Annotated in this window: 23 protein-coding genes and 1 tRNA gene; 13 read left to right on the top strand and 11 right to left on the bottom strand. The window is 73.0% G+C overall.

What is annotated here, in order from left to right:
* Positions 1 to 10 precede the first annotated feature (10 nt).
* The 8 genes from ACZ619_RS11365 (at position 11) to ACZ619_RS11330 (ending at position 8,481) form a co-directional block, all read left to right on the top strand.
* On the top strand, positions 11 to 1,060 hold the full coding sequence (locus ACZ619_RS11365) for a BMP family ABC transporter substrate-binding protein (RefSeq protein ID WP_469597108.1): 1,050 nt from the start codon (positions 11 to 13) through the stop codon (positions 1,058 to 1,060).
* A complete protein-coding gene (locus ACZ619_RS11360) occupies positions 1,041 to 2,567 on the top strand; it encodes an ABC transporter ATP-binding protein (RefSeq protein WP_469597106.1) in 1,527 nt (508 codons plus the stop codon). Before ACZ619_RS11365 ends, ACZ619_RS11360 begins: the two co-directional genes overlap by 20 nt.
* Before the next feature lies 1 nt (position 2,568).
* Positions 2,569 to 3,606, top strand: a complete 1,038-nt coding sequence (locus ACZ619_RS11355; RefSeq protein WP_469597103.1) for an ABC transporter permease — start codon at positions 2,569 to 2,571, stop codon at positions 3,604 to 3,606.
* Positions 3,606 to 4,472 (top strand): ABC transporter permease, encoded by an 867-nt coding sequence (locus ACZ619_RS11350; RefSeq protein ID WP_469597100.1) that lies wholly within the window; start codon positions 3,606 to 3,608, stop codon positions 4,470 to 4,472. Before ACZ619_RS11355 ends, ACZ619_RS11350 begins: the two co-directional genes overlap by 1 nt.
* Complete coding sequence (locus ACZ619_RS11345; protein WP_469597097.1) at positions 4,469 to 5,221, top strand: nucleoside phosphorylase; 753 nt, start codon at positions 4,469 to 4,471, stop codon at positions 5,219 to 5,221. The genes ACZ619_RS11350 and ACZ619_RS11345 overlap by 4 nt, the downstream gene beginning before the upstream one ends.
* Entirely contained in the window at positions 5,218 to 6,513 is a 1,296-nt protein-coding gene (locus tag ACZ619_RS11340; protein ID WP_469597094.1) for an amidohydrolase, read from the top strand. The genes ACZ619_RS11345 and ACZ619_RS11340 overlap by 4 nt, the downstream gene beginning before the upstream one ends.
* A 101-nt stretch (positions 6,514 to 6,614) precedes the next feature.
* Positions 6,615 to 7,286 carry a FadR/GntR family transcriptional regulator gene (locus ACZ619_RS11335; protein WP_469597091.1) on the top strand — a complete coding sequence of 224 codons (672 nt, stop codon included), beginning with the start codon at positions 6,615 to 6,617 and terminating at the stop codon, positions 7,284 to 7,286.
* Positions 7,287 to 7,437: 151 nt separating this feature from the next.
* Entirely contained in the window at positions 7,438 to 8,481 is a 1,044-nt protein-coding gene (locus tag ACZ619_RS11330; protein WP_469597088.1) for a PAC2 family protein, read from the top strand.
* Between the two features lie 146 nt (positions 8,482 to 8,627).
* On the opposite strand, the gene mshC is transcribed toward ACZ619_RS11330, so the two are convergent.
* The 4 genes from mshC to ACZ619_RS11310 all read right to left on the bottom strand — a co-directional run bounded on the left by mshC (position 8,628) and on the right by ACZ619_RS11310 (position 12,216).
* On the bottom strand, positions 8,628 to 9,857 hold the full coding sequence (gene mshC / locus ACZ619_RS11325) for a cysteine--1-D-myo-inosityl 2-amino-2-deoxy-alpha-D-glucopyranoside ligase (protein WP_469597085.1): 1,230 nt from the start codon (positions 9,855 to 9,857) through the stop codon (positions 8,628 to 8,630).
* A 200-nt stretch (positions 9,858 to 10,057) separates the two neighbouring features.
* Entirely contained in the window at positions 10,058 to 10,873 is an 816-nt protein-coding gene (locus ACZ619_RS11320; protein ID WP_469597083.1) for an SCO1664 family protein, read from the bottom strand.
* The gene (locus ACZ619_RS11315; RefSeq protein WP_469597081.1) at positions 10,837 to 11,427 is read right to left on the bottom strand and encodes a DUF3090 domain-containing protein; all 591 of its coding nucleotides are present in this window, start codon (positions 11,425 to 11,427) and stop codon (positions 10,837 to 10,839) included. The genes ACZ619_RS11320 and ACZ619_RS11315 overlap by 37 nt, the downstream gene beginning before the upstream one ends.
* A gap of 102 nt (positions 11,428 to 11,529) precedes the next feature.
* The gene (locus ACZ619_RS11310) at positions 11,530 to 12,216 is read right to left on the bottom strand and encodes a histidine phosphatase family protein (RefSeq protein ID WP_469597078.1); all 687 of its coding nucleotides are present in this window, start codon (positions 12,214 to 12,216) and stop codon (positions 11,530 to 11,532) included.
* 62 nt (positions 12,217 to 12,278) lie between these two features.
* Here ACZ619_RS11310 and corA point away from each other — a divergent pair, with 62 nt between their 5' ends.
* Complete coding sequence (gene corA, locus ACZ619_RS11305) at positions 12,279 to 13,280, top strand: magnesium/cobalt transporter CorA (RefSeq protein ID WP_469597075.1); 1,002 nt, start codon at positions 12,279 to 12,281, stop codon at positions 13,278 to 13,280.
* On the opposite strand, the gene ACZ619_RS11300 is transcribed toward corA, so the two are convergent.
* Positions 13,281 to 14,069 carry a ferritin-like domain-containing protein gene (locus ACZ619_RS11300; protein ID WP_469597073.1) on the bottom strand — a complete coding sequence of 263 codons (789 nt, stop codon included), beginning with the start codon at positions 14,067 to 14,069 and terminating at the stop codon, positions 13,281 to 13,283.
* Between the two features lie 253 nt (positions 14,070 to 14,322).
* Complete coding sequence (locus tag ACZ619_RS11295) at positions 14,323 to 15,378, bottom strand: LLM class F420-dependent oxidoreductase (protein WP_469597071.1); 1,056 nt, start codon at positions 15,376 to 15,378, stop codon at positions 14,323 to 14,325.
* Between the two features lie 148 nt (positions 15,379 to 15,526).
* On the opposite strand from ACZ619_RS11295, the gene ACZ619_RS11290 reads away from it, so the two are divergent.
* Positions 15,527 to 16,510 (top strand): aldo/keto reductase, encoded by a 984-nt coding sequence (locus tag ACZ619_RS11290; protein WP_469597068.1) that lies wholly within the window; start codon positions 15,527 to 15,529, stop codon positions 16,508 to 16,510.
* Between the two features lie 14 nt (positions 16,511 to 16,524).
* Positions 16,525 to 18,936 carry a helix-hairpin-helix domain-containing protein gene (locus tag ACZ619_RS11285; protein WP_469597510.1) on the top strand — a complete coding sequence of 804 codons (2,412 nt, stop codon included), beginning with the start codon at positions 16,525 to 16,527 and terminating at the stop codon, positions 18,934 to 18,936.
* A gap of 75 nt (positions 18,937 to 19,011) precedes the next feature.
* Here ACZ619_RS11285 and ACZ619_RS11280 read toward each other — a convergent pair whose 3' ends face one another.
* On the bottom strand, positions 19,012 to 19,740 hold the full coding sequence (locus ACZ619_RS11280; protein WP_469597066.1) for a hypothetical protein: 729 nt from the start codon (positions 19,738 to 19,740) through the stop codon (positions 19,012 to 19,014).
* A 47-nt stretch (positions 19,741 to 19,787) separates the two neighbouring features.
* Here ACZ619_RS11280 and ACZ619_RS11275 point away from each other — a divergent pair, with 47 nt between their 5' ends.
* The gene (locus ACZ619_RS11275) at positions 19,788 to 19,976 is read left to right on the top strand and encodes a DUF5703 family protein (protein ID WP_007380901.1); all 189 of its coding nucleotides are present in this window, start codon (positions 19,788 to 19,790) and stop codon (positions 19,974 to 19,976) included.
* Between the two features lie 87 nt (positions 19,977 to 20,063).
* Here ACZ619_RS11275 and ACZ619_RS11270 read toward each other — a convergent pair whose 3' ends face one another.
* From ACZ619_RS11270 to ACZ619_RS11260, 3 genes are all read right to left on the bottom strand, one after another.
* On the bottom strand, positions 20,064 to 21,143 hold the full coding sequence (locus ACZ619_RS11270) for a chaplin (protein ID WP_469597063.1): 1,080 nt from the start codon (positions 21,141 to 21,143) through the stop codon (positions 20,064 to 20,066).
* Positions 21,144 to 21,278: 135 nt separating this feature from the next.
* A complete protein-coding gene (gene chpH / locus ACZ619_RS11265; RefSeq protein ID WP_469597060.1) occupies positions 21,279 to 21,512 on the bottom strand; it encodes a chaplin ChpH in 234 nt (77 codons plus the stop codon).
* 162 nt (positions 21,513 to 21,674) lie between these two features.
* On the bottom strand, positions 21,675 to 23,000 hold the full coding sequence (locus tag ACZ619_RS11260; protein ID WP_469597058.1) for a M20/M25/M40 family metallo-hydrolase: 1,326 nt from the start codon (positions 22,998 to 23,000) through the stop codon (positions 21,675 to 21,677).
* A 199-nt stretch (positions 23,001 to 23,199) separates the two neighbouring features.
* Between ACZ619_RS11260 and ACZ619_RS11255 the strand changes: the two genes are divergently transcribed.
* A tRNA-Leu gene (locus tag ACZ619_RS11255) sits at positions 23,200 to 23,287 on the top strand.
* Between the two features lie 122 nt (positions 23,288 to 23,409).
* On the opposite strand, the gene ACZ619_RS11250 is transcribed toward ACZ619_RS11255, so the two are convergent.
* Complete coding sequence (locus ACZ619_RS11250) at positions 23,410 to 23,637, bottom strand: DUF397 domain-containing protein (RefSeq protein ID WP_469597057.1); 228 nt, start codon at positions 23,635 to 23,637, stop codon at positions 23,410 to 23,412.
* Position 23,638: the final 1 nt, after the last annotated feature.

Below are 23,638 nucleotides of genomic sequence, written 5' to 3'. Positions count from 1 at the left end.
GAGGGTCTCCATGCGCCGCAGACATCACCGCACCCTGCAGATCGCCGCCGCCACCGCGCTCCTGGCCACCGTCGCCACCGCGTGCAACGCCGCCGCGAAGAGCGACTCGTCGGACGCGGCCGGCTCGTCCGGGAAGTCGTTCACCCTGGTCACCCCGGACGCCGTCGGCCAGAACGAGTTCCTGAAGCTCGCGGTCACCGGCATCAAGTCCGCGGCGAAGGCGCACAACGGCTCGCAGAAGGTGTACCAGTCCACGGACACCGCCTCCCAGCAGCAGAACGTGCAGGCGGCGGTGAACGCGGCGCCGGACGTCATCGTGCTGGTCGGCTTCGAGTTCGCCGACCTGGTCGCCCAGCAGGCCAAGGCGCACCCCAAGCAGCAGTTCCTGATGGTCGACGCGTGCACCACCAAGACCTTCAAGAACGTGAGCTGCGCGGTCTTCCGTGAGCACGAGGGCGTCTACCTCGCCGGCGCCGAGGCGGGTCTGCTCAGCAAGTCCGGGAAGGTCGGCGCGGTCGACGTCCTCGACACGCCCCAGTTCCGCCGCTACAGCGACCCGTTCGCGGCCGGCGCCAAGAAGGTCGCCGCGAAGACCTCCGCCGGCACCCGCTTCGTCGGCGGCCAGTCCCCGTTCGACGACTCGGCGCGCGCCAAGGAGCAGGCCAACTCGCTGCTCGCCAAGGGCACCGACCAGATCATGGCGGCGGCCGCGGCCGGCAACTACGGCGTCTTCGAGGCCGCCAAGGCCAAGGGCGCCTTCGCGTACGGCGTCGACGTCAACCAGTGCACCTCCTCCCCCGGCACGGTCGTCGACAACGTGATCAAGCGCACGGACGTCGCCGTCGAGAAGGGCATCGAGTCGGTGCTCGGCGGCAAGACGGGCGCCACCGTGTCCTACGGCCTGAAGGAGGGCGGCATCAGCCTCACCGGGCTCGAGTCCGGTGTCGACTCCTCCAAGTGCGTGATCGCCGACCACAAGGACGTCCTCGCCAAGGTCAAGGACCTGCGCGACCAGATAGTCGCCGGGAAGCTGACGGTCGATGACCCCGCCGCAAGCTGACCCCGCGGTCGCCGTCGAGCTGCAGGGGATCACCAAACGGTTCCCCGGCACGCTCGCCAACGACGCGGTCGACCTGACCGTCCATCAGGGCGAGATCCACGCCCTGATGGGCGAGAACGGCGCGGGCAAGTCCACGCTGATGTCCGTGCTGTACGGCATGGCGCATCCGGATGCCGGGACGATCCGTGTCGACGGTCGGGACGTGCACTTCACCGGGCCGGCCGCCGCCATGGCGGCCGGGCTGGGCATGGTCCACCAGAGCTTCAAGCTGTTCGACTCGCTGACGGTCGCCGAGAACGTCGTCTTCGCCGCCGAGCCGCGCCGCTTCGGCCTGGTGGACCGGGCCGCCGCCCGCCGCCGGGTCCGTGAGCTCTCGGACGCGCACGGGCTCCTGGTCGATCCGGACGCCCGGGTCGGCGAGCTGCCGGTCGGGCTGCGGCAGCGGGTGGAGATCCTCAAGCTGCTGCACCGGGGCGCCCGGACGCTGATCCTGGACGAGCCGACGGCCGTGCTCACCCCGGCCGAGGCGGACGCGCTGTTCGCGGTGCTGAAGTCGCTCGCCGCCGAGGGCCGTTCGGTGATCCTTGTCACGCACAAACTGCGCGAGGTGCTGGCGGTCAGCGACCGGGTGACCGTGCTGCGGGACGGCCGGGTGGTCGCCCGCCTGGACACCGCCGGCACCACCGCCGACGAGATCGCCGCCGCCATGACCGGCCGGGAGGTGGAGCTGGACCGGATCCATCCCCCGGGCACGCCCGGCGCCGTCGTCCTCGATGTGCGGGGGCTGGCCACGGACGGCGTGCGGGACGTCGGGCTCAGCGTCCGTGCCGGGGAGATCGTCGGCATCGCGGGCGTCGCGGGCAACGGGCAGAGCGAGCTGGTCGAGGCGCTGGCCGGGCTGCGGCCCGTCACCGGCGGCACGGTCCTGCTCCAGGAACGTGACATCACCCACAGCTCGGCCACCGAACGCCGGGCGCGGGGTCTCGCCTACGTCCCCGAGGACCGGCACGCGGTCGGTACGGCCCCGGCCGCCTCGGTCGCGGACAACCTCGCGATGGGCCACCACCGTACGGCCCTGTCCTCCCGGGGCCTGCTGTCGCCGTCCGCCGTCCGCGCCCACGCGCGCGGGCTCGTCGAGCGGTTCGGCGTCAAGGCGGCCGGCCCGGAGGCACCGGCGGGCACGCTCTCCGGCGGCAACCTCCAGAAGCTGCTGATGGGCCGCGAACTCGCCCACGAAGCCCCGCTGCTGCTCGTCGAGCAGCCGACCCGCGGGGTCGACATCGGGGCCGTCCAGAACATCCACGACCAGCTGATCGCCTACCGCGACGCCGGTCACGCGGTGCTGCTCGTCTCGGCCGAGCTGAGCGAGATCCGGGGGCTCGCGGACCGGGTGCTGGTCATGTACGAGGGCCGGATCACGGCCTCGTACCCGAAACAGGAGGCCGACGAGCGGACGCTCGGGCTCGCCATGGCGGGTGCCCGGGAGCCGGCGGAGGCCGTGGACTGACATGAACAACCGGATATCCGGAGCGCTGCGCTCCCCCGTCACCTTCTCCGTGGCGGCCGGCGTCGTCATCGGCGCCGTCTTCCTGCTCGGCACCGGCGCCGACCCGCTGACCGCGTACGGCGCCGTGATCACCGGCGCGCTCGGCGCCGACGGCATCGGCTCGACGCTGTCCACCGGCACCAGCGTGCTCGGCCTGGCCCTGGCGCTGGCGATCCCGCTGCGGGCCGGGCTGATCAACCTCGGCGGCGACGGACAGATGGTCCTCGGCGGCATCACCGCCGCCGTGACCGGTCTGTACGCCCCCGTCCCGGCCCCGGTCGCCGTCGTGCTGGCGCTGCTCGCGGGCATGGCGGCCGGCGCCGGATACGCCGCGCTGGCCGCCCTGTGCGAGAACCATCTCGGGGTTCCGCTGCTGGTCAGCAGTCTGCTGCTGAGCTATCCGGCGGTGTCGCTGGCCTCCTACCTGGCCCGCTATCCGCTGAAGGAACCGGGCTCAAGCCTGCCCCAGACGCGCACCCTCAAGGACGGCGTCGCGCTGCCCGCGTTCGGCGACTCGACGGTGACCGTGGGGCTGCTGCTGGTGCTGGCCGCGGCCGCCGCGTACTGGTTCACCGACCGGCGCACGGCCTTCGGCTACGAGATCCGGATGACCGGTCTCAACGCCCGCTTCGCCGCCTACGCGGGCGTCGAGCGCCGCGGTCTGACGCTGAAGCTGATGTCGCTCTCCGGGGCGCTGGCCGGACTCGTCGGCGCCGTCGGGGTGCTGAGCTTCCCCTACCGCTTCGTGGACGGCTCGCTGACCGCGCCCGGCTACACCTGGACGGGGCTGACGGCCGCGCTGCTCGCCGCCGCCTCCCCGCTCGGCACCGTGATCGCCTCCCTGTTCTTCGCCGTCCTCCAGGTGGGCGGGCTGGCGATGGAGCGGACCACCGAGGTGCCGCGTGAGCTGACCCAGGTGCTCCAGGCGATCGTGATCGTGTTCCTGGCCGCCCGGCTCCGGTTCCCCCGGCGCCTGTTGAGGAAGCGGGAGGCCGTGTGATGTTCCTCGACTCCGACCTTCTGATGTCGGCGCTGCGGGCGCTGACCCCGATCCTGCTGGCCGCGCTGGGCGGTGCCCTGTGCGAGCGGGCGGGCGTGTTCAACGTCGGCCTCGAGGGCATGATGCTGCTCGGCTGCTTCACCTCGGTGGCGACCAGCTGGTTCACCGGCAGCGCCTGGCTGGGCGTACTGGCCGCCGCCCTCGCCGCGGCCGCCTACTCGCTGATCCTGGCCGTGGGCGCGGTGACCCTCAGGGGCGACGCGGTGGTGCTCGGCATCGCCATGAACCTGCTGGCGGTGGGGCTGACCAGCTTCCTGCTGCGCACCGTCTTCGGTGTGCAGGGCACCTTCGACGACCCCTCCCTCGCCGGGCTGCCGCTCATCGGCGGCTTCACGCCCCTGGCCTACCTGGCGTTCGCGGCGGTCGCCGTGGCCGCGCTGCTGCTGTCCCGCCATGTGTGGGGGCTGCGGCTGCGCGGGGTCGGCGAGGCCCCGAGCGCGGCGGCCTCGCTGGGCGTGAGCCCGGTCCGCTACAAGTACGGCGCCGTGCTGGCCTCCGGTGTGCTGTGCGGACTGGCCGGGGCCCAGCTCGCGCTCGGTAACGTCACGCTGTTCTCCGAGAACATGACCGCGGGACGCGGCTGGATCGCCGTCGTCGCCGTCATGCTCGGCCGCGCCGCGCCCGTCGGCGTGCTGCTCGCCGCGCTGCTGTTCGGGCTCGCCGAGGCGGCCGGCTTCCGCCTCCAGGGCCTCGGTCTGCCGCAGCAGGCGACCGACGCCGCGCCGTACGTGGTGACGCTCGGCGCCCTCTTCCTCTCGACGGCCCGCCGCCGTCGCCGTACCCCCTCCTCCGGAGTCGCCGCATGACGCAGGACCTGCTGCCCATCACCCGCATACCGCGCACGGGGCTGCCGGCGCACGCGCTCGTGGTCGGGGACCCGGCGCGGGCGGCGGCGGTGGCCGAACTGCTCGACGGTGCCGAAGAGGTGTCGTACCACCGCGAGTACCGCGCGTTCGCGGGAAGCTGGAAGGGGCTGCCCGTGGTGGTGGCCTCGCACGGGGTGGGAGCGCCGGGCGCGGTGCTGCTCTTCCAGGAGCTGGCCGACGCGGGGGTGCGGACCTTCGTGCGGTTCGGCACGGCCGGGGCCATGAAGCCGGGGATCGGCGACGGCGACCTGGTCATCGCCGAGGCGACGGTGCGCGACGACGGGGTGACCCAGCAGCTGCTGCCGCCCGAGTACCCGGCGTACTCCGCCCCGGAGGCGGTGCTCGCGCTCCAGCGGGCCGCGCGCGAGGCGGGCGCCCCGCACCACCGGGGCGTGGTGTGGACGCGGGCGGCCTTCCAGCCGGGGCTGCTGCCGCTGTTCTCGTACGAGGGCGCCGGACTGGCCGCCATCGAGATGGAGTTGTCCGCGCTGCTGGTGACGGCCTCGCTGCGCGGCCTGGTCGCGGGCGGGGTGCTGGTGATCGACGGGGCCAACGCCGACGAGCTGGTCGACGAGGCGTCGACCGGCGGCTACAACCCGCACCGGGACGTCGTCGCGGCGGGTGTGGAGCGCGGCGCGGTGGTGTCCCTGGAGGCGCTGCGGCTGCTGGCGGAGGGCGACGAGGCGTGACCGTCGACCTGTTGGTGCGGGGCGGCGACGTCCTCACCGTGGACGAGGCCTCGACCGTCGTACGGGACGGGGCCGTCGCGGTGCACGAGGGCGAGATCGTGGCCGTGGGGGCCGCCGCGGACCTCGCCGGGCGCTACCCGGCCCGCGAGACGATCGACGCCGAGGGCTGCCTGGTGCTGCCCGGGTTCGTCAACACGCACACCCACCTCGCCATGACGCTGCTGCGCGGCCGGGCCGACGACGTCACCCTCCAGGGCTTCCTGGAACGGGTGCTGGCGTGGGAGGCCGAGCTGCTGGCGCCGAAGAACGTGGCGGCGGGCGTGCGGCTGGCGATCGCGGAGAGCGTACGGGCGGGGGTCACCTCGGCGCTGGACATGTACTGGTTCCACGAGGCGGCCGAGGCGGCGGCCCGGGAGGCGGGCTGGCGGCTGCACACCGGGCCGACGTTCATGGACGTACCGGAACCGCCGGACGGCCACTCCCACGAGGAGCGGCTCGCCTGGGCGCGGCGCGACCTCGAGGCGCGCGGCGCGGCCCGGCACGGCCGACGGCCGGTGGTCTTCGCGCACTCCGCCTACACCCTCTCCCCCGCGCAGCTCACCGAAGTCTTCGCGCTCGCCCGGGAGTTCGGGGCGCTGGTGCACATCCACGCGGCCGAGAACGCCACCGAGGTGGCGACGGTCGAGGTCAAGCACGGCAGGCGGCCGGTGGAGCTGCTGGACTCGCTCGGGCTGCTCGGTCCGGACGTGCTGCTCGCGCACGCGGTCGACCTGACCGGCCCGGAGATCGCGGCCCTCGCCCGCACCGGCACGTCGGTGGCGCACTGCCCGGTGTCGAACCTGAAGCTGGGCTGCGGGATCGCGCCGGTGCCCCGGCTGCTCGGCGCCGGTGTGACGGTGGGGCTCGGCACGGACGGGGCGGTCAGCTCCAACTCCCTGGACGTACTGGGTGCGGTGCGGCAGGCGGCGCTGGTGCACAAGGCGGCCGGCGACCCGACGGCGGTCGGTGCCGAGCAGGCCGTGCGGATGGCGACCATCGAGGGCGCGCGGGCGCTCGGGCTCGGGGACCAGCTGGGGTCGCTGGAGGCCGGCAAGCGGGCGGACCTGATCGTGGTCGGTCTCGACGCGCCGCATCTGCGGCCGCTGCACGACCCGTGGTCGGCCCTGGCGTACTCGGCGCACTCGGCGGACGTGCGGGACACCGTGGTCGACGGCCGGGTGCTGATGCGCGGGCGCGAGCTGCTGACGCTGGACGAGCGGGCCGTGATCGCCGACGTGGAGGCCGCGTTCTGACCCTGTCGCCCACCGGTGCGCGGCCCCGGCCGGAGACGGCTTGACCGCGTTCGCATAATGGGGCCTGAGACATCGGATGTCCGGGCGGCAGGGAGGCCGGCATGGCAGTCACCGACGAGGCGATCGAGAAGATCAAGGGCATGATCGTCTCCGGTGCGCTGCGCCCCGGCGACCGCCTGCCCAAGGAGAGCGAACTCGCCGCCGAACTGGGCCTGTCCCGCAACTCCCTCAGGGAGGCGGTGCGGGCCCTGTCGCTGATCCGGATCCTGGACGTACGGCAGGGCGACGGCACGTACGTCACGAGCCTCGACCCGCAGCTGCTCCTGGAGGCGATGAGCTTCGTCGTCGACTTCCACCGTGACGACACGGTCCTGGAGTTCCTCGCGGTGCGCCGGATCCTGGAGCCGGCCGCGACCGCGATGGCCGCCTCCCGGATCACCGAGCGGCAGCTGGACACGCTGGACGGGCAGCTGGACGCGCTGGGCGCCGCGCCCTCGGTGGAGGAACTGGTCGCCTGCGACCTGGAGTTCCACCGCGGCATCGTGCAGAGCTCCGGGAACTCGGTGCTCTGCTCGCTCCTCGACGGCCTGTCCGGACCGACCACCAGGGCGCGGATCTGGCGCGGGCTGACCCAGGAGGACGCGGTCGCCCGCACCCTGCGCGAGCACCGGGCGATCCTGGCCGCGCTGCGCGACCGGGACGCCGAGGCGGCCCGCTCCTGGGCGACCGTGCACATCGCGAGCGTGGAGCAGTGGCTGCGCAGCACCCTGTGAAGCGCTTGCCGACTTCCCCGGCCGGGGGTGTTCGAGCGTTGCGAACGGGGCAGTGATCCGTTCACTCCCCCGTGCAAGGGGGCTGCGGGCGCCCTTGCTGGACGCCGTAAGGTTGGGGCGTACGCGAGGGCACGTCGGAAGGAGGCACTGGGTGATCGAGCTGGAGGGGGTTCCAGAGCTGATCGACCCAGTCATGGTGGCCGCGTTCGAAGGCTGGAACGATGCCGGCGACGCCGCCTCCACCGCGGTCGCGCATCTGGAGCGGGAGTGGAAGGGCGAGGTGTTCGCGGCGCTGGACGCCGAGGACTACTACGACTTCCAGGTGAACCGCCCCACGGTGTGGTTGGACGCCGGCGTGCGCAAGATCACCTGGCCGACGACACGGCTGTCGGTGGTCCGCGTCGGCGGCGACAAGCCGCGTGACCTGGTGCTGGTCAGAGGCATCGAACCGTCCATGCGCTGGCGCTCGTTCTGCAACGAGCTGCTCGGCTTCGCCCACGAGCTGGGCGTGGAGCTGGTCGTCATCCTGGGCGCCCTGCTCGGTGACACCCCGCACACGCGACCGGTGCCGGTCAGCGGGGTGACGTCGGACGCGGACCTGGCGCAGCGGATGGACCTGGAGGAGACCAAGTACGAGGGCCCGACGGGCATCGTGGGCGTCCTCCAGGAGGCGTGCACGCACGCGGGCGTCCCGGCGGTCTCGCTGTGGGCGGCGGTGCCGCACTACGTCTCCCAGCCGCCCAACCCGAAGGCCACGCTGGCCCTGCTCAACCGGCTGGAGGACCTGCTCGACCTCAGGATCCCGCTGGGCGAGCTGCCCGAGGACGCGCGCGCCTGGCAGGTCGGCGTGGACCAGCTGGCCGCGGAGGACAGCGAGGTCGCGGAGTACGTGCAGACACTGGAGGAGGCCCGGGACACCGCCGAGCTGCCGGAGGCCTCGGGCGAGGCGATCGCCCGTGAGTTCGAGCGGTATCTGCGGCGCCGGGACGTGAACCCGCCCGGCGGCCATGCCACGGCGGACGGCACCGACGGCGCGTACCTGCGGGACACCCCGGGCGGTCCGGCCGGCAGGGCCAGGCCGCCGCGGCCCCCGAAGCCGGACGCGCCCGGGAGCACGGGGAATGCCGGGAACGCCGGGGACGGCGCGGACCCGGGGGACACCGGGCCGGACGGCGAGGGCACCTCCGAGGACTGAGAAAGGGGCGGTACGCGAGATGCGTACCGCCCCTTCTCGTCGGCCCTGCCGGGTACGCGTCGTGCGTTCGGCGCGGGTGGGTCGTGGCCGGCCGCGCGGTTCCCCGCGCCCCCGGAAGACAGGGGCGCGGGTGCCGCCGTTCTCGTCTAGAGGGCCACGCCCAGCAGGGCGTCCACCGCGCGCGACACGACACCGGGCGCGCCCGTGTCCGTGCCGCCCTCCGTCTGCTGGAGGGCCGCCCAGCGGTCGACCGCCGCCAGGGCGGCCGGCGCGTCCAGGTCGTTGCTCAGGGCCTCGCGGATCTCCTCCACCAGGGACTCGGCCGGCGGGCCGTCGGGGCGCGAGACGGCCGCGCGCCAGCGGTCCAGACGGGCCTCGGCGTCGGCGAGGACCTGGTCGGTCCACTCCCAGTCGCTGCGGTAGTGGCGGGAGAGGAGGGAGAGCCGGATGGCGGCCGGGTCGACGCCGTCCCGGCGGAGCCCGGAGACGAAGACCAGGTTGCCCTTGGACTTGGACATCTTCTCGCCGTCGAGCGCGACCATGCCGGCGTGGACGTACGCCTTGGCCATCGGGAACTCGCCGGTGAGCACCTGGGCGTGCGAGGCGCCCATCTCGTGGTGCGGGAAGGCGAGGTCGGAGCCGCCGCCCTGGACGTCGAAGGTCATGCCGAGGTGGTCGAGGGCGATGGCCACGCACTCGATGTGCCAGCCCGGACGGCCGTGGCCGAGCGAGCCGCCGTCCCAGCTGGGCTCGCCCTCGCGGGCCGCCATCCACAGCATCGGGTCGAGCGGGTTCTTCTTGCCCGGGCGGTCCGGGTCGCCGCCGCGCTCGGCGGAGAGCAGCCGCATGGCGGCCGCGTCGAGGCCGGAGACCTCGCCGAAGTGCGGGTCGGCCTCGACGGAGAAGTAGATGTCGCCGTCGAGATCGTAGGCCGCGCCGAGGTCGCGCAGCCGCTCGACCAGGGGCACGATGCCGGGTATCGCCTCGACCGCGCCTATGTAGTGCCGCGGCGGCAGCATCCTGAGGGCGGTCATGTCCTCGCGGAAGAGGGTCGTCTCCTGCTCGGCGAGGGCGACCCAGTCGACGCCGTCCCGCTCCGCGCGTTCGAGCAGCGGGTCGTCGACGTCCGTCACGTTCTGGACGTAGTGCACCTGCCGCTTGGTGTCGAGCCACACGCGCTGAACCAGGTCGAACGCGTTGTAGGTCGCCGCGTGACCCATGTGGGTCGCGTCGTACGGCGTGATGCCGCAGACGTAGATACGGGCGACGGGACCGGGGTCGAGAGTGACCAGTCCGCCGGTCGCGGTGTCGTGGATCCTCAGGTCGCGGCCCTGACCAGGCAGGGCGGGGACCTCGGAAGCGGGCCAGGCATGCATGTACATGAGCGTAACCGGACCAGAGTTCGGTATACGAACCGGATCGGGCCAGACGGCCGGAAAGGCACTCTTGATCTTGCGACCGGGATGTGCCGCGGGGTGCTGGAGGGGCGCCAGGGCGTTTCTGACGGGTCTGTGTGGAAGAAGGAGCGGCGTTCGTGCCGGGCGTCGCGACGCCGCGGGGACCCGTCAGAAGCGCCCTAGACCGGCGGCCAGGGGATGGCCGGCCACTCGCCGCTCGGTTCCGGGTGCTTGCCGGCGGTGAGCAGCGCGTCGACACGCGCGCGCGTGGCGTCCAGTTCGGCGGCGGTGACCAGTTCGGCGAGCCGGGTCCCCAGGGCCCCGCCGAGGGCCTCGCGCAGGCCCTGGAGGACCTCCACGGCGTCGGCGGTGAGCGGCTCGCCCGCCCAGCCCCACAGCAGCGTGCGCAGCTTGTTGTCGACGTTGAAGGTGACGCCGTGGTCGATGCCGTACAGCCGGCCGTCGGCGGTGGGCAGCAGATGGCCGCCCTTGCGGTCGGCGTTGTTGATCACGGCGTCGAGGACGGCGAGCCGGCGCAGCCGTTCGTCGTCGGCGTGCACCAGCAGCGCGGTCCTCCCCTCGCCGACGTCGGCGAGCCCGACGGCCTTCCAGCCGGGCTCCGGCTCCTCCGCGTCCACCAGGGCGAGCAGATCGGCGCCGTCGGGGGCCACCTCGATCCAGAGCTGGACCATGCCCTCGCCGTAGGGCCCGTCGCGCAGCACGGTGGGCGGGACGAGGTCCCAGCCGGTGGCCGCGGCGACCTCGTAGGCGGCCACCTCGCGCTGGGCGAGGGTGCCGTCGGGGAAGTCCCACAGCGGGCGCTCACCGGCGACCGGCTTGTAGACGCAGGACGCCTCCTCGCCGTCGTGCGCGACCGTGCAGAACAGCGCCGCGTTGGAGGCGTCGCGGATCCGGCCGCGGACCTTCAGCTCACCGTGGGCGAGCAGTTCGGCGGCGGTCACGCTCCGCGGCGGTATCCGTTCTGGCGCGGACATACGTGTCCTTCCGGGTCGAGCGGGAGGCTGCACAGCGGGCACGGCGGCCGCCCGGCGTTGACGACGTCGAGGGCGCGCTTGGCGAAGGCCCTGGCCTGCGCGCCGGTCAGCCGGACCCGCAGCATCGGGGGTCCGTTCTCCTCGTCCTGGAGCAGCCGTTCCTCGGCCTCGGCGAGGTCCTCCTCGGATTCGGCGTCCAGCTCGACGAGGGCCTGGGCCTCGACGATCATGCGCTCTTCGTCGCCGTCCCAGGCGAGCGCCATGGTGCCGACGCGGAACTCCTCCTCGATGGGGGTGTCCAGCGGGGCGCTGTCGGCGATCTCGTTGGGCGCCACGGCGGGCACGGCCGCGTTGCCGCCGCTGCGCCGTACGACCTCGTCGAGGAGTTCGTCCATGCGTTCGGCGAGCGCGGCCACCTGGGTCTTCTCCAGGGCCACGCTGGTCGTCCGGGGGCCGGCCGTGGCCTGGAGGAAGAACGTACGGCGTCCGGGCAGTCCCACCGTGCCCGCGACGAAGCGGTCCGGCGGATCGTAGAGGAACACCTGACGGGACACGTCCTGTCTCCATGGGAATCGAGGGTGCGTGGGCTCGGGAGGGCGACGGGGCGACCGGGAGGGCCGCTCACGTGGATCGCTTCACCCTACTGCGCTTGTCGATCACGGCGCGCCGGCGCCGCCACCGACCGGGGCGTCTTCCCCGGGGGGTTCCTCGCGGGGCGCGAGGGAGGCGAAGTCCCCGGTGTCCCCGAGACGGACGAGGAACGGCCTCAGGCGGGTGTAGCGGATCGCCGTCACGGAACACGGTTCGACGGAGATCCGCTGGAAGAGGTCGAGATGCAGACCGAGCGCGTCCGCCACGAGCGACTTGATGATGTCACCGTGCGAGCACATGAGGTAGACCGCGTCGGCGCCGTGGTCGCGCTCCACGCGCGCGTTCCACTCGCGGACCGCCTCGGCGGCGCGGGTCTGCATGGCCCGCATGGACTCGCCGCCGGGGAAGGCGGCGGCCGACGGATGGGCCTGGACGACCTGCATCAGCGGCTCGTCCATGAGTTCGGCGAGCTTGCGGCCGGACCAGTCGCCGTAGTGGGCCTCCCCGATCCGCTCGTCGGTGTGGGCGGTGAGTCCGGGCCGGGACTCCAGCAGCGGCCGGATCGTCTCCTGGCAGCGTTGCAGGGGGCTGGCGACGACTTCGGAGATCGGCAGCCCGGCGAGCCGGCCGGGCAGTGCGGCGGCCTGGGCGGCCCCGCGCTCGTCGAGGGCGACGCCCGGCGTCCAGCCGGCGAGCAGCCCGGAGGTGTTGGCGGTGGACCGTCCGTGCCTTACGAGGATCAGCGTGGGCATGCGGCCCAGCGTAGGCGCAAGCCGAAGTGCGCAGACGGACGGGCGACGGGAGAATACTCTCCGTGATCGTGGACTGCGCCATCTACCGCGACGGGGAGCGCACGGAGACCCCGCAGGACTTCTCCGACGCCCTCGCGGAGGCACGCGCGCGTGGCGACAGTTTTCTGTGGATCGGTCTGTACGAGCCGACGGAACGGGAGTTCGACCTGGTCACGGACGAGTTCGGACTGCACCCGCTGGCCGTCGAGGACGCCCTCAACGCCCATCAGCGGCCGAAGCTGGAGGTGTACGACGACTCCTTGTTCGTCGTCCTGAAACCGGTGACGTACGAACAGAAGAGCGACACCGTGACCTCCGGCGAGCTGATGATCTTCGTCGGGGACTCGTTCGTGGTCACCGTGCGCCACGGGACGCCCTCGCCGCTCGGGGACGTCCGGCGCCATCTGGAGGAGCAGCACGAACTGCTCAGGCACGGGCCGACGGGGGTGCTGTACTCCGTCGCCGACGCGATCGTCGACCACTACGAGGAGATCGCGACCGAGCTGCACACCGACCTGGAGGAGCTGGAGGCGGAGGTGTTCTCGCCGTCCGGCGGCGGCTCCCGGCACACCGCGTCGCGGATCTACGGCTTCAAGCGGCAGATCCTGGAGTTCCGCCGGGCGACCGTGCCGCTGGTGGTGCCGATGACCAAGCTGTCGGGCGCCGGTCCGGCCGGCACCGCGGCGGTGCCCTTCGTGCACGAGAGGTCCCGGCCGTTCTTCCGGGACGTCAACGACCATCTGCTGCGCGTCAACGAGGCCGTGGAGTCCCTGGACCGGCTGGTCTCGGACGTCCTCAGCGCCCATCTCGCACAGATGAGCGTGCGGCAGAACGACGACATGCGGAAGATCTCCGCGTGGGCGGCCATGGCCGCGGTGCCCACGATGATCGCCGGGATCTACGGCATGAACTTCGATCACATGCCCGAGCTGCACTGGTACTGGTCGTACCCGGCGGTGATCCTGGTGATGGCCTTCCTGGAGACGGTGCTGTACCGGCAGTTCAAGCGCCGCGGGTGGATGTGATCAGGCGAACTCGGCGGTAGAGGCCGCGGGGCCGCCGAGGGCGTCGCGGCGCTCCGGCATCCGCAGCCGGACCAGGCGGCGCCAGCCGACGGCGCGTTCCCAGCCGTGGACGGCGTGGATGCCGGCCGCGAGGAGCGCCGACTTGGGCCTCGGCCAGCCGAGGATGCGGCCCATGTGGGCCATGACGGCGAGGCTGACGTCCCGGTAGACCCGGATCTCCGCGAGGGCGCACTCGCGCAGGGTCCGCCGGATGACCTGGCCGTGTCCGGCGTCCGCGAGGCGCAGCAGCTCCTCGTGGCAGTAGGCGAGGTGGTTGTCCTCGTCGTGGGAGATCATCCGTACCGCGCGGCCCACGTCCGGGTGGTCGGCGAAGTGCCTGCGCAGCAGCTCCATCTGCTCGGAGGCGCGCTGCTCGGTGACCCTGCTGTGCGCGAGGTAGGTGACGATGTCGCGCACGCCCAGCGGCCGGTCGGTCCTGAGCCTGGCGTGGGCGAGTCCGATGCCGCGCCGCTCCAGGAGCATCGTGTAGTCGGTGTCCGGCGGCACCGGGACGGGGGTGAGCCCGCGCTTCCTCAGCAGGGCCTGGAAGATGCGGCCGTGCTTGTCCTCGTCGGCGCCGTGGCGGGTGATCCTGGGGGCGAGGCGGCGTTCGCTCGCCGGTACCAGCGCGGCGATCCGCGCGTTCTCCCAGCCGCCCTGGGACTCCCCGCAGGCCGCGATGGAGCAGAAGAGCCGGAAGGACTCGTCGTCGTCGAGGATCTCCTGGAACAGACTTCTGGCCGAAAGCATCGTGGGCACCTCTCCGGAGGACTCACCAGACCCGCGAAGACCGAGTCAAGTGCCGCGGCCCGGCCGGTGCAACACCTGTGCGGGCCGACTCGGCCGAAAGGAGGACCGGCGGGGTCACGCCGGGGGCGTAACCCCGCGGGCGCGGGCGCGTTGTTCTCCGTGACGGCCGTGGCGGGGAAGACCCCCCGAGCCCCCACCACGGCCGCGGACCTCTCCGGTTCCCGGGACCGCCGGACGGCCCCGGCCGGGACTCCTAGGCGAGGCCGGCGCGCTCCACGGCCTCGGCACCGGCCCGCAGCGAGGCGAGCCGCTCGTCCAGGGTGAAGCCGGCGGGCGCGAGGGACAGGGTGGTGACCCCGGCGGCCGCGTAGGCCTGCATCCGGTCGGCGATCCGGTCCACGGACCCCAGCAGCGTGGTCTTGTCGATGAGCTCCTGCGGTACGGCCGCGGACGCCCCGTTCTTGTCCCCGGAGAGGTACTTGTCCTGGATCTCGGCGGCCTCCTTCTCGTACCCCATGCGCCGGGCGAGCTGGTTGTAGAAGTTCTGCTTGCGGCTGCCCATGCCGCCGACGTAGAGCGCGGTGTACGGCCGGAAGGTGTCCGCGAGCGCGGCCACGTCCTTGTCGTCGCCCACGGCGAGCGGCACGGTCGGGCAGATGTCGAACCCGTCGAGGGTCAGACCGGCCTTCTCGCGCCCGGCGCGCAGGTACGTGACGGCCGTGTCCTCCAGGTGCTCGGCCGAGGGGAAGATCAGCAGGGCGCCGTCGGCGATCTCGCCGGTCTGCTCCAGGTTCTTCGGGCCGATGGCGGCGATGTAGACCGGGATGTGCTCGCGCTCCGGGTGCACGGTCAGCTTGATCGGCTTGCCGGGACCGCCGGGCAGCGGCAGCGTCCAGTGCTCCCCCTCGAACGACAGCCGCTCCCGGCTCATCGCCCTGCGCACGATCTCCACGTACTCGCGGGTGCGGGACAGGGGCTTGTCGAACTTGACGCCGTACCAGCCCTCGGAGACCTGCGGGCCCGAGACGCCGAGACCGAGCCGGAAACGGCCGCCGGAGAGGGAGTCGAGGGTCGCGGCGGTCATCGCGGTCATCGCGGGCTGCCGGGCCGGGATCTGGAAGATGGCGGAGCCGACGTCGATGCGCTCGGTCTTCGCGGCGACCCAGCTGAGCACGGTGGCGGCGTCGGAGCCGTAGGCCTCGGCGGCCCAGCACACGGCGTACCCGAGCCGCTCGGCCTCCTGCGCCACGGCCAGATTGTCCCCGTCCATCCCGGCACCCCAGTAGCCGAGGTTGATCCCGAGCTGCATGGCCGTTCCCCTTACCGATCAGTAACGTCGCTGTCGCGAGAGACCTTAGCGCGAGGCGCCCCGAAAGGGGCGGGGGGAACTTCTTCCATGGAAATCGGTTATCCACAGGCAACCCAACGCACCAGCTCTGGCCAGTAATCTCGCGGACATGGAGCAGAGGCATCTCGGCCGTACCGGCCTGCGCGTGTCCCGGATCGGGCTCGGCACCCTCACCTGGGGCCGAGACGTCGACGAGCACGACGCCGCGGACATGCTGAAGGCGTTCTGGGAGGCCGGCGGCAGCCTCGTCGACACCGCGGACGTGTACGGCGACGGGGAGGCCGAGTACCTGCTCGGGCAGCTCATGGAAGGCCTGGTGCCGCGCAGGGACCTGGTCATCTCCACGAAGGCGGGCAGCGTCCCCGACCCCGACCGGAGGTTCAACGGCTCCCGCGGGCATCTGCTGGCCGCGCTGGACGCGTCCCTGGCCCGCCTCGGCACCGACCACGTCGACATCTGGCACGTGCACGCCTACGACCCGGACACCCCGCTGGAGGAGACCCTCCAGGCCCTCGACCTGGCGGTCGGCAGCGGCCGCGCCCGCTACGCCGGTGTCTCCAACTTCTGCGGCTGGCAGCTCGCGAAGGCGGCGACCTGGCAGCTCGCGGCGCCCGGCACCCGGACCCGGCTGGCCAGCACGCAGCTGGAGTACTCGCTGCTCCAGCGGGGCGTGGAGCGCGAGGTGCTGCCGGCCGCGCTGGACCTGGGCATCGGCCTGCTGCCGTCCTCCCCGCTGGGCCGCGGGGTGCTGACGGCGAAGTACCGCAACGCCACTCCCCCGGACTCGCGCGGCGCCTCCGAGCATCTGGCGCCGTTCGTCGAGCCGTACCTAGACGACACCGCGAGCCGGATCGTGGACGCGGTGCAGACGGCGGCGGACGGACTCGCGGTGACCCCGCTCCAGGTGGCGCTGGCGTGGGTGCGGGACCGCCCTGGCGTGGCCGCGCCGATCGTCGGCGCGCGCAACGCGCGCCAGCTCACGGCGGCATTGTCAGTGGAGGCGCTTACGCTTCCTGACGAGATCTGCCGGGCGCTCGACGACGTGTCGGCGCCCGTGCACCGCTATCCCGATCACGACTGGAGCACGCTGTGAGCACGGAGCCGGGGCTGGGCGCCACGCCCGAGGCCGACGAGACCACGACGGCCGGGACGAGGACAGACCCCGGAACCCCCACCGCCCCCGCCCCCGACACGGATACGGACACCGGAGACGGCGCCGGGGCCGAGGGCGGCGGAGCGGCGGCGGGGGACGCGGGCGGCGGTGAGACGGGCGCGAGCCGGAGCGGCGGTCCGGCCGACGCGGTCACGGAGGGGGTCGCGGAGGGCGACGCGGGCGAGGGCCGAGGTGGTGAGGCCGCCGGGGCCGAGGGCGACGCGGGCGTGGGCGGCGGAGCGGCGGCGGGCGACGCGGGCGAGGGCCGAGGTGGTGAGGCCGCCGGGGCCGAGGGCGACGCGGGCGTGGGCCGAGGTGGCGAGGGTGCTGTGGAGGCCGGTGGGGAAGAGGGGGGTCAGCGGTCCGAGGCCGAGGCCGAGTTGGCGGCTCAGCGGGTGGAGCGGGAGCGGATCGCGCGGCGGAAGGCCGAGCGGAAGGGGCCCGTGGACAGCGGGGCCAAGCTGAGCGGCACGGCGGCCGACCTGCTCGCGGCGATCCGCGCGGTGGAGGGCGGCGAGAAGCCGACGGCGACCGTGTTCGCCGACCCGGCACCCGCCCCGCGCCGGGCGGCCCCCGCCCCGCAGCCGGTCAGCCGGCCCCAGCCCGCGCCCACCGCCGCCGCGCCCGCCGCGCCCGCCGCGCCCGCCGCGGAGACGATCACGGCGGTGCTCCGGGTGCTGGCCGACGGCGGCGCCCCCGAGTCCCTCGCCGCCCAGGTCGCCGCCGCCCTCGGCGAGGGTGCGGAGGCGGTGCTGCGCGAGGACCCCTGGCAGCTGCTCCGGGTCACCGGCGTACGGCCGGAACAGGCCGACGGGTTCGCGCGGGCGCTGCTCGGCGCCGAGTGCGGGCCGGACGACGAGCGGCGCGGCCGGGCGGTGACCGGCTGGCTCCTCGAACAGGCGGCCGTGGCCGGGCACACCGCGCTGGAGATGCCGGCGCTCATCGCCGCGCTGGCCCAGCGGGCGGTGCCCGACCCGGAGGCGGCCGTGCAGAGCGCGCTCGCCGAGGGCGAGGCGCTGGTCTTCCAGGACGCCCTGGACCCGGGCGCCCCCGAGCCCGCGGACGACGAGGAGGAGCGGCCGGTCCGGATCCTGGTCGGTCTGGAGCGGTACGCACTGGCCGAGGAGAGCCTCGCCGACGGCCTGGCCCGGCTGGTCAGCTCCCTGTCCAAGGACGCCTCCGAGGCCTGGGAGGCGGTGGCCGAGGCGGCCTCCGGGGGCGCCGCCGAGCTGGCCCGGGCGGTCGCCGGACACGGCCTGGTGCTGCACACGGGCGGCGAGGCGGCCCGCGCCGAACCCGCCGCGCTGCTGGCCGCCGCCCGGACCGCGGGGCTGCGTGCCTTCGCCGCCGTCCACGCGCCCGACGGCCACCGGCGCCTGGCGGTGCCGGACCCGGACGGCGAGGGGGCCGCGGCCGTGGGCACCGTCGCCGGGCTGCTCTCCGGCACCGAGGGCCCGGGCCGGGACCCGGAGGGCTCCCTGGACCTGGACCTGCTGATCGTGCTGGACGCGCCCCAGCTGGACGTCGAGGGCGCGGCGATGGTCGTGGAGGCGCTGCCCGACGGGGCGCGGCTGGTGCTGAGCGGCGATCCAGCGGTGCTGTGGTCGGCGGGGCCCGGGCGGGTCTTCGCCGACCTGCTGGCGGCCCGTGTGTGCCCGCAGATCGCCTCCCGCACGCCCGACCCCGGCCCGCTCGGCGAGCTGGTCTCCGGGATCGGCATCGGCGAGCTCAACCAGGTCGAGGCGCCCGGCAAGGAGATCGTGATCGTGCCGGTGCGGGACGCGGGCGAGGCGGTGCACCGGACCGTGCAGCTGGTCGCCGACTCGGTGCCGCGCGCGATCGGCGTCCCCGCCGAGCAGACCGTGGTGATCACCCCGGGGCACGGCGGAGCGGCGGGCACCCGCGCCCTGAACGCGGCCCTCAAGGAGCGGCTCAACCCCGGCCCCGGCCGCTTCGGCGGCTTCGATCCCGGGGACCGGGTCGTCCACTCCCCCGCGCCGGGCCGTGCGGTCCCCGGCCAGGTGGTGACGGCGGACGCCGACGGGCTGCACCTGTCGTGCGCGGGCGTGCCCGTCGTCGTACCGAGGGAGCGGGTGGAGCAGTCGGTGCGGCACGGCTGGGCGCTGACCGCCCACCAGGCGGCGGGCGGCCGCTGGCCCGCGGTGGTCGTGGTGCTGCCGGGCGACGCGGCCCAGTCCCTCAGCCGTCCCTGGGTGTACACGGCGTTCAGCCGGGCGGAGCGCCATCTGTCGGTGGTCCACGGTGTGGAACAGGGCCTGGCGAGGGCGGTGGCCGAAGCCCTGCCCAAGCCCCGGACGACCCGTCTGCCGCTGCTGCTCGGGACCCAGGTCCCGGCGGCCGTCTAGCCGGGCGGGCGGCCACGACGAACGGCGGTGCCCCTCCGGCCGGAACGCACCGGGGGGCACCGCCGCACGAGGTGTTCAGCGTTCGGCGTCCAACGGCTCCAGGTCCTCGTCCTCGTCGAGGTCGAGTTCGTCCAGCTCGTCGGATTCCCCGGTGGCCTCGGCATCGTCGGCGTCATCGGTGTCGTCGACGTCCTCGTCGTCGAACACCGCGCTGACGTCGAACCGGCACACCACCCGCTGCGGGTCGAGTGCCTCGAACGGCGCCTCCAGCCACTCCCCGGGCTCGGCCGGCTCGTCCGACGCGGTCACCCACAGCGTGGAGTCGCCCTCCTCCAGGCCGAACTCCTTGTGCCGGGAGGCGATCTCGTCCGGTTCGAACTCGCCGAACAGGATCCCCAGCGCGCCGTGGATCGTGCCGGCGGCCTCCGCGTCCGCGCCCGGGCCGTCGCCGTACTCCGCCGCCTCGACCCGCTCGGCCTGTGCCAGCAGCCGCTGCGGTTCCGCCACGGCGTAGTCCCGGCGGATCAGCACGCTGATCGCGTTCGGCTCCTCGGGCCCCGCGTACGGTGGCAGCGAGTCCTCGGTACCGGGGATCTCGAAGGGGGTGACCTCGTCGTAGCGGTCGTAGAGCAGCTCGTCGTAGACCTCGGCGGCCGCGGCCAGCTGGTTGAACGCCTCGTAGACAGCCGGGTCGTCCTCCCCCGACCTGCGTTCGACCGCGGCAAGATGGCGGTCGAGCGCGGTCTTGACCGCCTCGGCGGCGGCGCGTACCTCGGCAGCGGTGGGCTGCGCAGCATCAGACATAGTGCAGACGCTATCCGTACCGGGCACCAGCCCGCACAATAGATGCGATGCCGGAATACGAATTTGTCGACGTGTACGTACCTCGCGGGGTCTCCCGCAAGGACGCCACACGCCTGCTGACGGACCATGCCGAGTACGGACACTGGGAGTTGGACCGACTGAGCCTCATGCGTGACGGCAGCCGCAGGGTGCGGTTGCGCCGGCGGATCATCCGCCAGGTGCGTGCCACATGGTGAGACCGGCGCGATGACGGAAGGGGCCCCGCGTCGACGGGGCCCGGTCCGTTCGCCACGCACCGCGAAGGGTGCGTCACCCTGCGTGCGCTACGCCGAGGCGCGGGCCTTCCGGTACAGCAGCGCGCCCGCGAGCAGCGCGCCGGCGCCCGCCGGGAGCGCGAGGTCCAGCGGCAGTTCGCTGCCGGTGTGCGCGAGCTGAGCGGCCGAGTCCGGCCGGCTCACCGAACTGCTGCCCAGCGGGTCGGTGACGGTCGAGACATGGGTACCAGGAGTACCCGGAGCGGCGGGGGTGCCAGGGTTGCCCGGCTGCCCCGGGGTCACGGGGTGCCCCGGCTTCCCGGGCGGGTTGCTCCCGTGCCCACCGCCCTGCCCGGGCAGCGTCCCGTGCCCGTGACCGCCGTGCCCGCCATGGCCACCGTTCCCACCGTGGCCGCCAGAACCGCCGTGTCCCGGAGGCGTGCCGTGATCATGCCCGCCGTGATCCCCGTGCCCGGGCGGCTGCGTGGAGTGGCCGCCACCACCGTGGCCGCCATGACCGCCGTGACCGCCGTGACCGCCGGAGCCACCGTGGCCGCCAGACCCTCCGTGGCCACCGTGACCGCCGGAACCGCCGTGGCCACCAGAACCACCATGCCCACCGGAACCGCCGTGACCGCCGTGCCCACCGGAGCCGCCGGGGTGTCCGTAACCCCCGTCGTTGGCGCACTCGTTGCCGATGGTCGGGTTGGCGACGCCGATGATGTCGACGCTGTTGCCGCACACGTTGACCGGAACGTCGATCGGTGCCTGGACGGTGTTGCCGGAGCCGACACCGGGCGAACCCCCGGTGTGTCCGCCGGCGTGCGCACCTCCGTGCCCCCCGCGCCCGCCCTGGCCGCCGTACCCGCCCTGGCCGCCGTACCCGGCGTGCCCGCCGTGCCCGGTGCCGTGGTTGGCGCATTTGTTGCCGACCGACGGGTTGAGAAGGCCGATGACGTTCACGGTGTTGCCGCAGACGTTGACCGGCGCGTGCACCGGCGCCTGCACCGTGTTCCCGGACAGCACGCCGGGTGAGTCGGCCGCGGAGCCGACGGCCCCCGCGTCGGCGTACGCGTAGCCGCCCGTCACGGCGATCACACCGGTCGCCGCGGCCATTGTCATGAGTCCCTTTCGGGTACCCTGTCGCATTACTGGATTCCCCCCTGCCTTCGATCCTGACCTCTGTGTTTTCCGCGGAATGAGACCGCGGAAAAACCGGTCGGCCCCGGAGCGCATGACGCGCGCTCCGGGGCCGACGGAAAGACGCCCCTCAGGGAGTCGGCGTCACTGGTTGACGCAGGTGTTGCCGAAGGCGGGGTTCAGCAGCCCGATCACGGAGATCGTGTTGCCGCAGACGTTCACCGGGACGTGCACGGGAACCTGGATCACGTTGCCGGAGATGACACCCGGGGAGCCCACGGCGGCACCCTGCGCACCCGAGTCGGCGACGGCCAGGCCCGCACCCGCGAGAACCAGACCACCAGTGGCAGCCGCAGCAGCGACGACCTTCTTGAGCATTATTCCTCCTTGTTGGTAATGCGATCCCAAGTAGCGGATCGCATTACCTGTAACGAGGAGGGAGTAATGGAGCTACGAGCTTATCGTCGCATTCACTCTTTTCAGTCGAATTCGCACAGCCGCCCGATTAGCCAGAGCCATTGCTTCACGACGCGTAGGATTTCACGAAGCGTCGATGAAACGGTCGAGCACGCGCACGCCGAACTGGAGGCCGTCAACCGGCACCCGCTCGTCCACCCCGTGGAACATGCCCGCGAAGTCCAGCTCCGGCGGCAGCTTGAGCGGCGCGAAGCCGAAGCCGCGGATGCCGAGGTCGTCGAAGGACTTGGCGTCGGTGCCGCCGGAGAGCATGTAGGGGATCGCCTTGGCGGTGGGGTCCTCGGCGAGCAGCGAGGACTGCATGGCCTCCACCAGCGCCCCGTCGAAGCTGGTCTCCAGCGCCTTGTCGGAGTGCACGTCCTCGCGGACCACCTTCGGACCGAGGATGCGGTCGAGGTCGGCGAGGAACTCCTCCTCGTGGCCGGGCAGGAAGCGGCCGTCCACGTGCGCGGTGGCCTCGCCGGGGATGACGTTGACCTTGTAACCGGCGTTCAGCTGGGTCGGGTTGGCGGTGTTGCCGAGCGTCGCGCCGATGAGCTTGGCGATGCCGCCGAGCCGGGCCAGCGTCGACTCCATGTCCTCCGGGTCCAGCTCGGTGCCGAGCGCGTCGCCCAGTTCGTCGAGGAAGGCCCGGGTGGTCTTGGTGACCCGCACCGGGAACTTGTGCCGGCCGAGCCGGGCCACCGCCTCCGACAGTTCGGTGATCGCGTTGTCGCGGTGGATCATCGAGCCGTGCCCGGCGGTGCCGGCCACCTTGAGCTTCATCCAGTGCATGCCCTTCTCGGCCGTCTGGATCAGGTAGAGCCGCCGCTGCTCGCTCACCGTGAAGGAGAAGCCGCCGACCTCGCTGATCGCCTCGGTGACGCCCTCGAAGAGGTCCGGGTGGTTGTCGACGAGGAACCGGGCGCCGTAGGTGCCGCCGGCCTCCTCGTCGGCGAGGAAGGCCAGCACGATGTCCCGGGGCGGCTTCCGGCCGCTCCGGAGCCGGTCGCGGACGACCGCCAGGGTCATCGCGTCCATGTCCTTCATGTCGACGGCGCCCCGGCCCCACACGCACCCGTCCGCGACCTCGCCGGAGAACGGGTGGTGGGTCCAGTCGTCGGCGTTGGCCGGTACGACGTCGAGGTGGCCGTGGATCAGCAGGGCGGGCCGGGTCGGGTCCGCGCCCTCGATGCGGGCCACCGTCGAGGCACGGCCCGGGTGGGACTCGAAGATCTTCGGTTCCAGGCCGACCTCGGCGAGCTTCTCCGCGACCCACTCGGCGGCCTTGCGTTCGCCGGGTCCGGAGTGGTCGCCGTAGTTGCTGGTGTCGAACCGGATCAGCTCGCGGCAGAGGTCGACGACCTCTTCGTCGCCGGTGGCACCCCTGGCCGTGTCGGTCTCGCTCACGCTGCTTCCTCCCGCTGTCACTGCCGGCCGTTCCCTGTCATCCTCTCTCCCTTCCGGCCCGGAGCCCAAGACCGGTCCCGGTCCGTCACACGCCGTTCACGCCCGGCCGCCCCGGGAACAGGGTGTGATCGGCCGCCCCCGAAAGCCTGGTAGTGTTTCCTTCGTCGCCGCGAGGGAAACCCCGCACGACAGACACCTTGTCCGGGTGGCGGAATGGCAGACGCGCTAGCTTGAGGTGCTAGTGCCCTTTATCGGGCGTGGGGGTTCAAGTCCCCCCTCGGACACCATGCGGTAAGCATAAAGAAACCCCTGCTGAGCAGGGGTTTCTTCGTTTTCCGGAGGAGTGGGTACGGGCGACCACCTCCCGGTGGCTCTCGCGCTGCCCCTGGTGATGTCGTCGCTGCCGCTCTCAGCAGGCGCGGCCTGTTCGGCCGTCGTCGGATGCCAGGGCCGAGGTGAACGCGGAGAGTGCCGCTCGGTCCAGGAGGAGGGCGGGGCCGTCGGGCCGCTTGCTGTCGCGGACGGCGACCGTCGCCTCGTCGACGATCCCGCATTCCACGCAGTCGGACTGTGATGCGGACGCCGAGGACTTCCACCAGGTCACCGGCAGAGTCGACGCGTCGTCAACGTGCTTCATT

This window comes from Streptomyces sp. NPDC104367 (genome assembly GCF_055583825.1).
This window is presented reverse-complemented; position numbering and strand designations above follow the sequence as displayed.

Bases quoted from the DNA above. Each gene is read 5' to 3' on its own strand.
- ACZ619_RS11320 (WP_469597083.1), bottom strand. From the start codon at position 10,873: ATGTCCGCGCCAGAACGGATACCGCCGCGGAGCGTGACCGCCGCCGAA.
- ACZ619_RS11280 (WP_469597066.1), bottom strand. From the start codon at position 19,740: ATGTCTGATGCTGCGCAGCCCACCGCTGCCGAGGTACGCGCCGCCGCC.
- ACZ619_RS11350 (WP_469597100.1), top strand. From the start codon at position 3,606: ATGTTCCTCGACTCCGACCTTCTGATGTCGGCGCTGCGGGCGCTGACC.
- ACZ619_RS11275 (WP_007380901.1), top strand. From the start codon at position 19,788: ATGCCGGAATACGAATTTGTCGACGTGTACGTACCTCGCGGGGTCTCC.
- mshC (WP_469597085.1), bottom strand. From the start codon at position 9,857: ATGCATGCCTGGCCCGCTTCCGAGGTCCCCGCCCTGCCTGGTCAGGGC.
- ACZ619_RS11300 (WP_469597073.1), bottom strand. From the start codon at position 14,069: ATGCTTTCGGCCAGAAGTCTGTTCCAGGAGATCCTCGACGACGACGAG.
- ACZ619_RS11270 (WP_469597063.1), bottom strand. From the start codon at position 21,143: ATGCGACAGGGTACCCGAAAGGGACTCATGACAATGGCCGCGGCGACC.
- ACZ619_RS11295 (WP_469597071.1), bottom strand. From the start codon at position 15,378: ATGCAGCTCGGGATCAACCTCGGCTACTGGGGTGCCGGGATGGACGGG.
- chpH (WP_469597060.1), bottom strand. From the start codon at position 21,512: ATGCTCAAGAAGGTCGTCGCTGCTGCGGCTGCCACTGGTGGTCTGGTT.
- ACZ619_RS11335 (WP_469597091.1), top strand. From the start codon at position 6,615: ATGGCAGTCACCGACGAGGCGATCGAGAAGATCAAGGGCATGATCGTC.
- ACZ619_RS11250 (WP_469597057.1), bottom strand. From the start codon at position 23,637: ATGAAGCACGTTGACGACGCGTCGACTCTGCCGGTGACCTGGTGGAAG.
- ACZ619_RS11365 (WP_469597108.1), top strand. From the start codon at position 11: ATGCGCCGCAGACATCACCGCACCCTGCAGATCGCCGCCGCCACCGCG.
- ACZ619_RS11290 (WP_469597068.1), top strand. From the start codon at position 15,527: ATGGAGCAGAGGCATCTCGGCCGTACCGGCCTGCGCGTGTCCCGGATC.
- ACZ619_RS11345 (WP_469597097.1), top strand. From the start codon at position 4,469: ATGACGCAGGACCTGCTGCCCATCACCCGCATACCGCGCACGGGGCTG.
- ACZ619_RS11310 (WP_469597078.1), bottom strand. From the start codon at position 12,216: ATGCCCACGCTGATCCTCGTAAGGCACGGACGGTCCACCGCCAACACC.
- ACZ619_RS11355 (WP_469597103.1), top strand. From the start codon at position 2,569: ATGAACAACCGGATATCCGGAGCGCTGCGCTCCCCCGTCACCTTCTCC.
- ACZ619_RS11360 (WP_469597106.1), top strand. From the start codon at position 1,041: ATGACCCCGCCGCAAGCTGACCCCGCGGTCGCCGTCGAGCTGCAGGGG.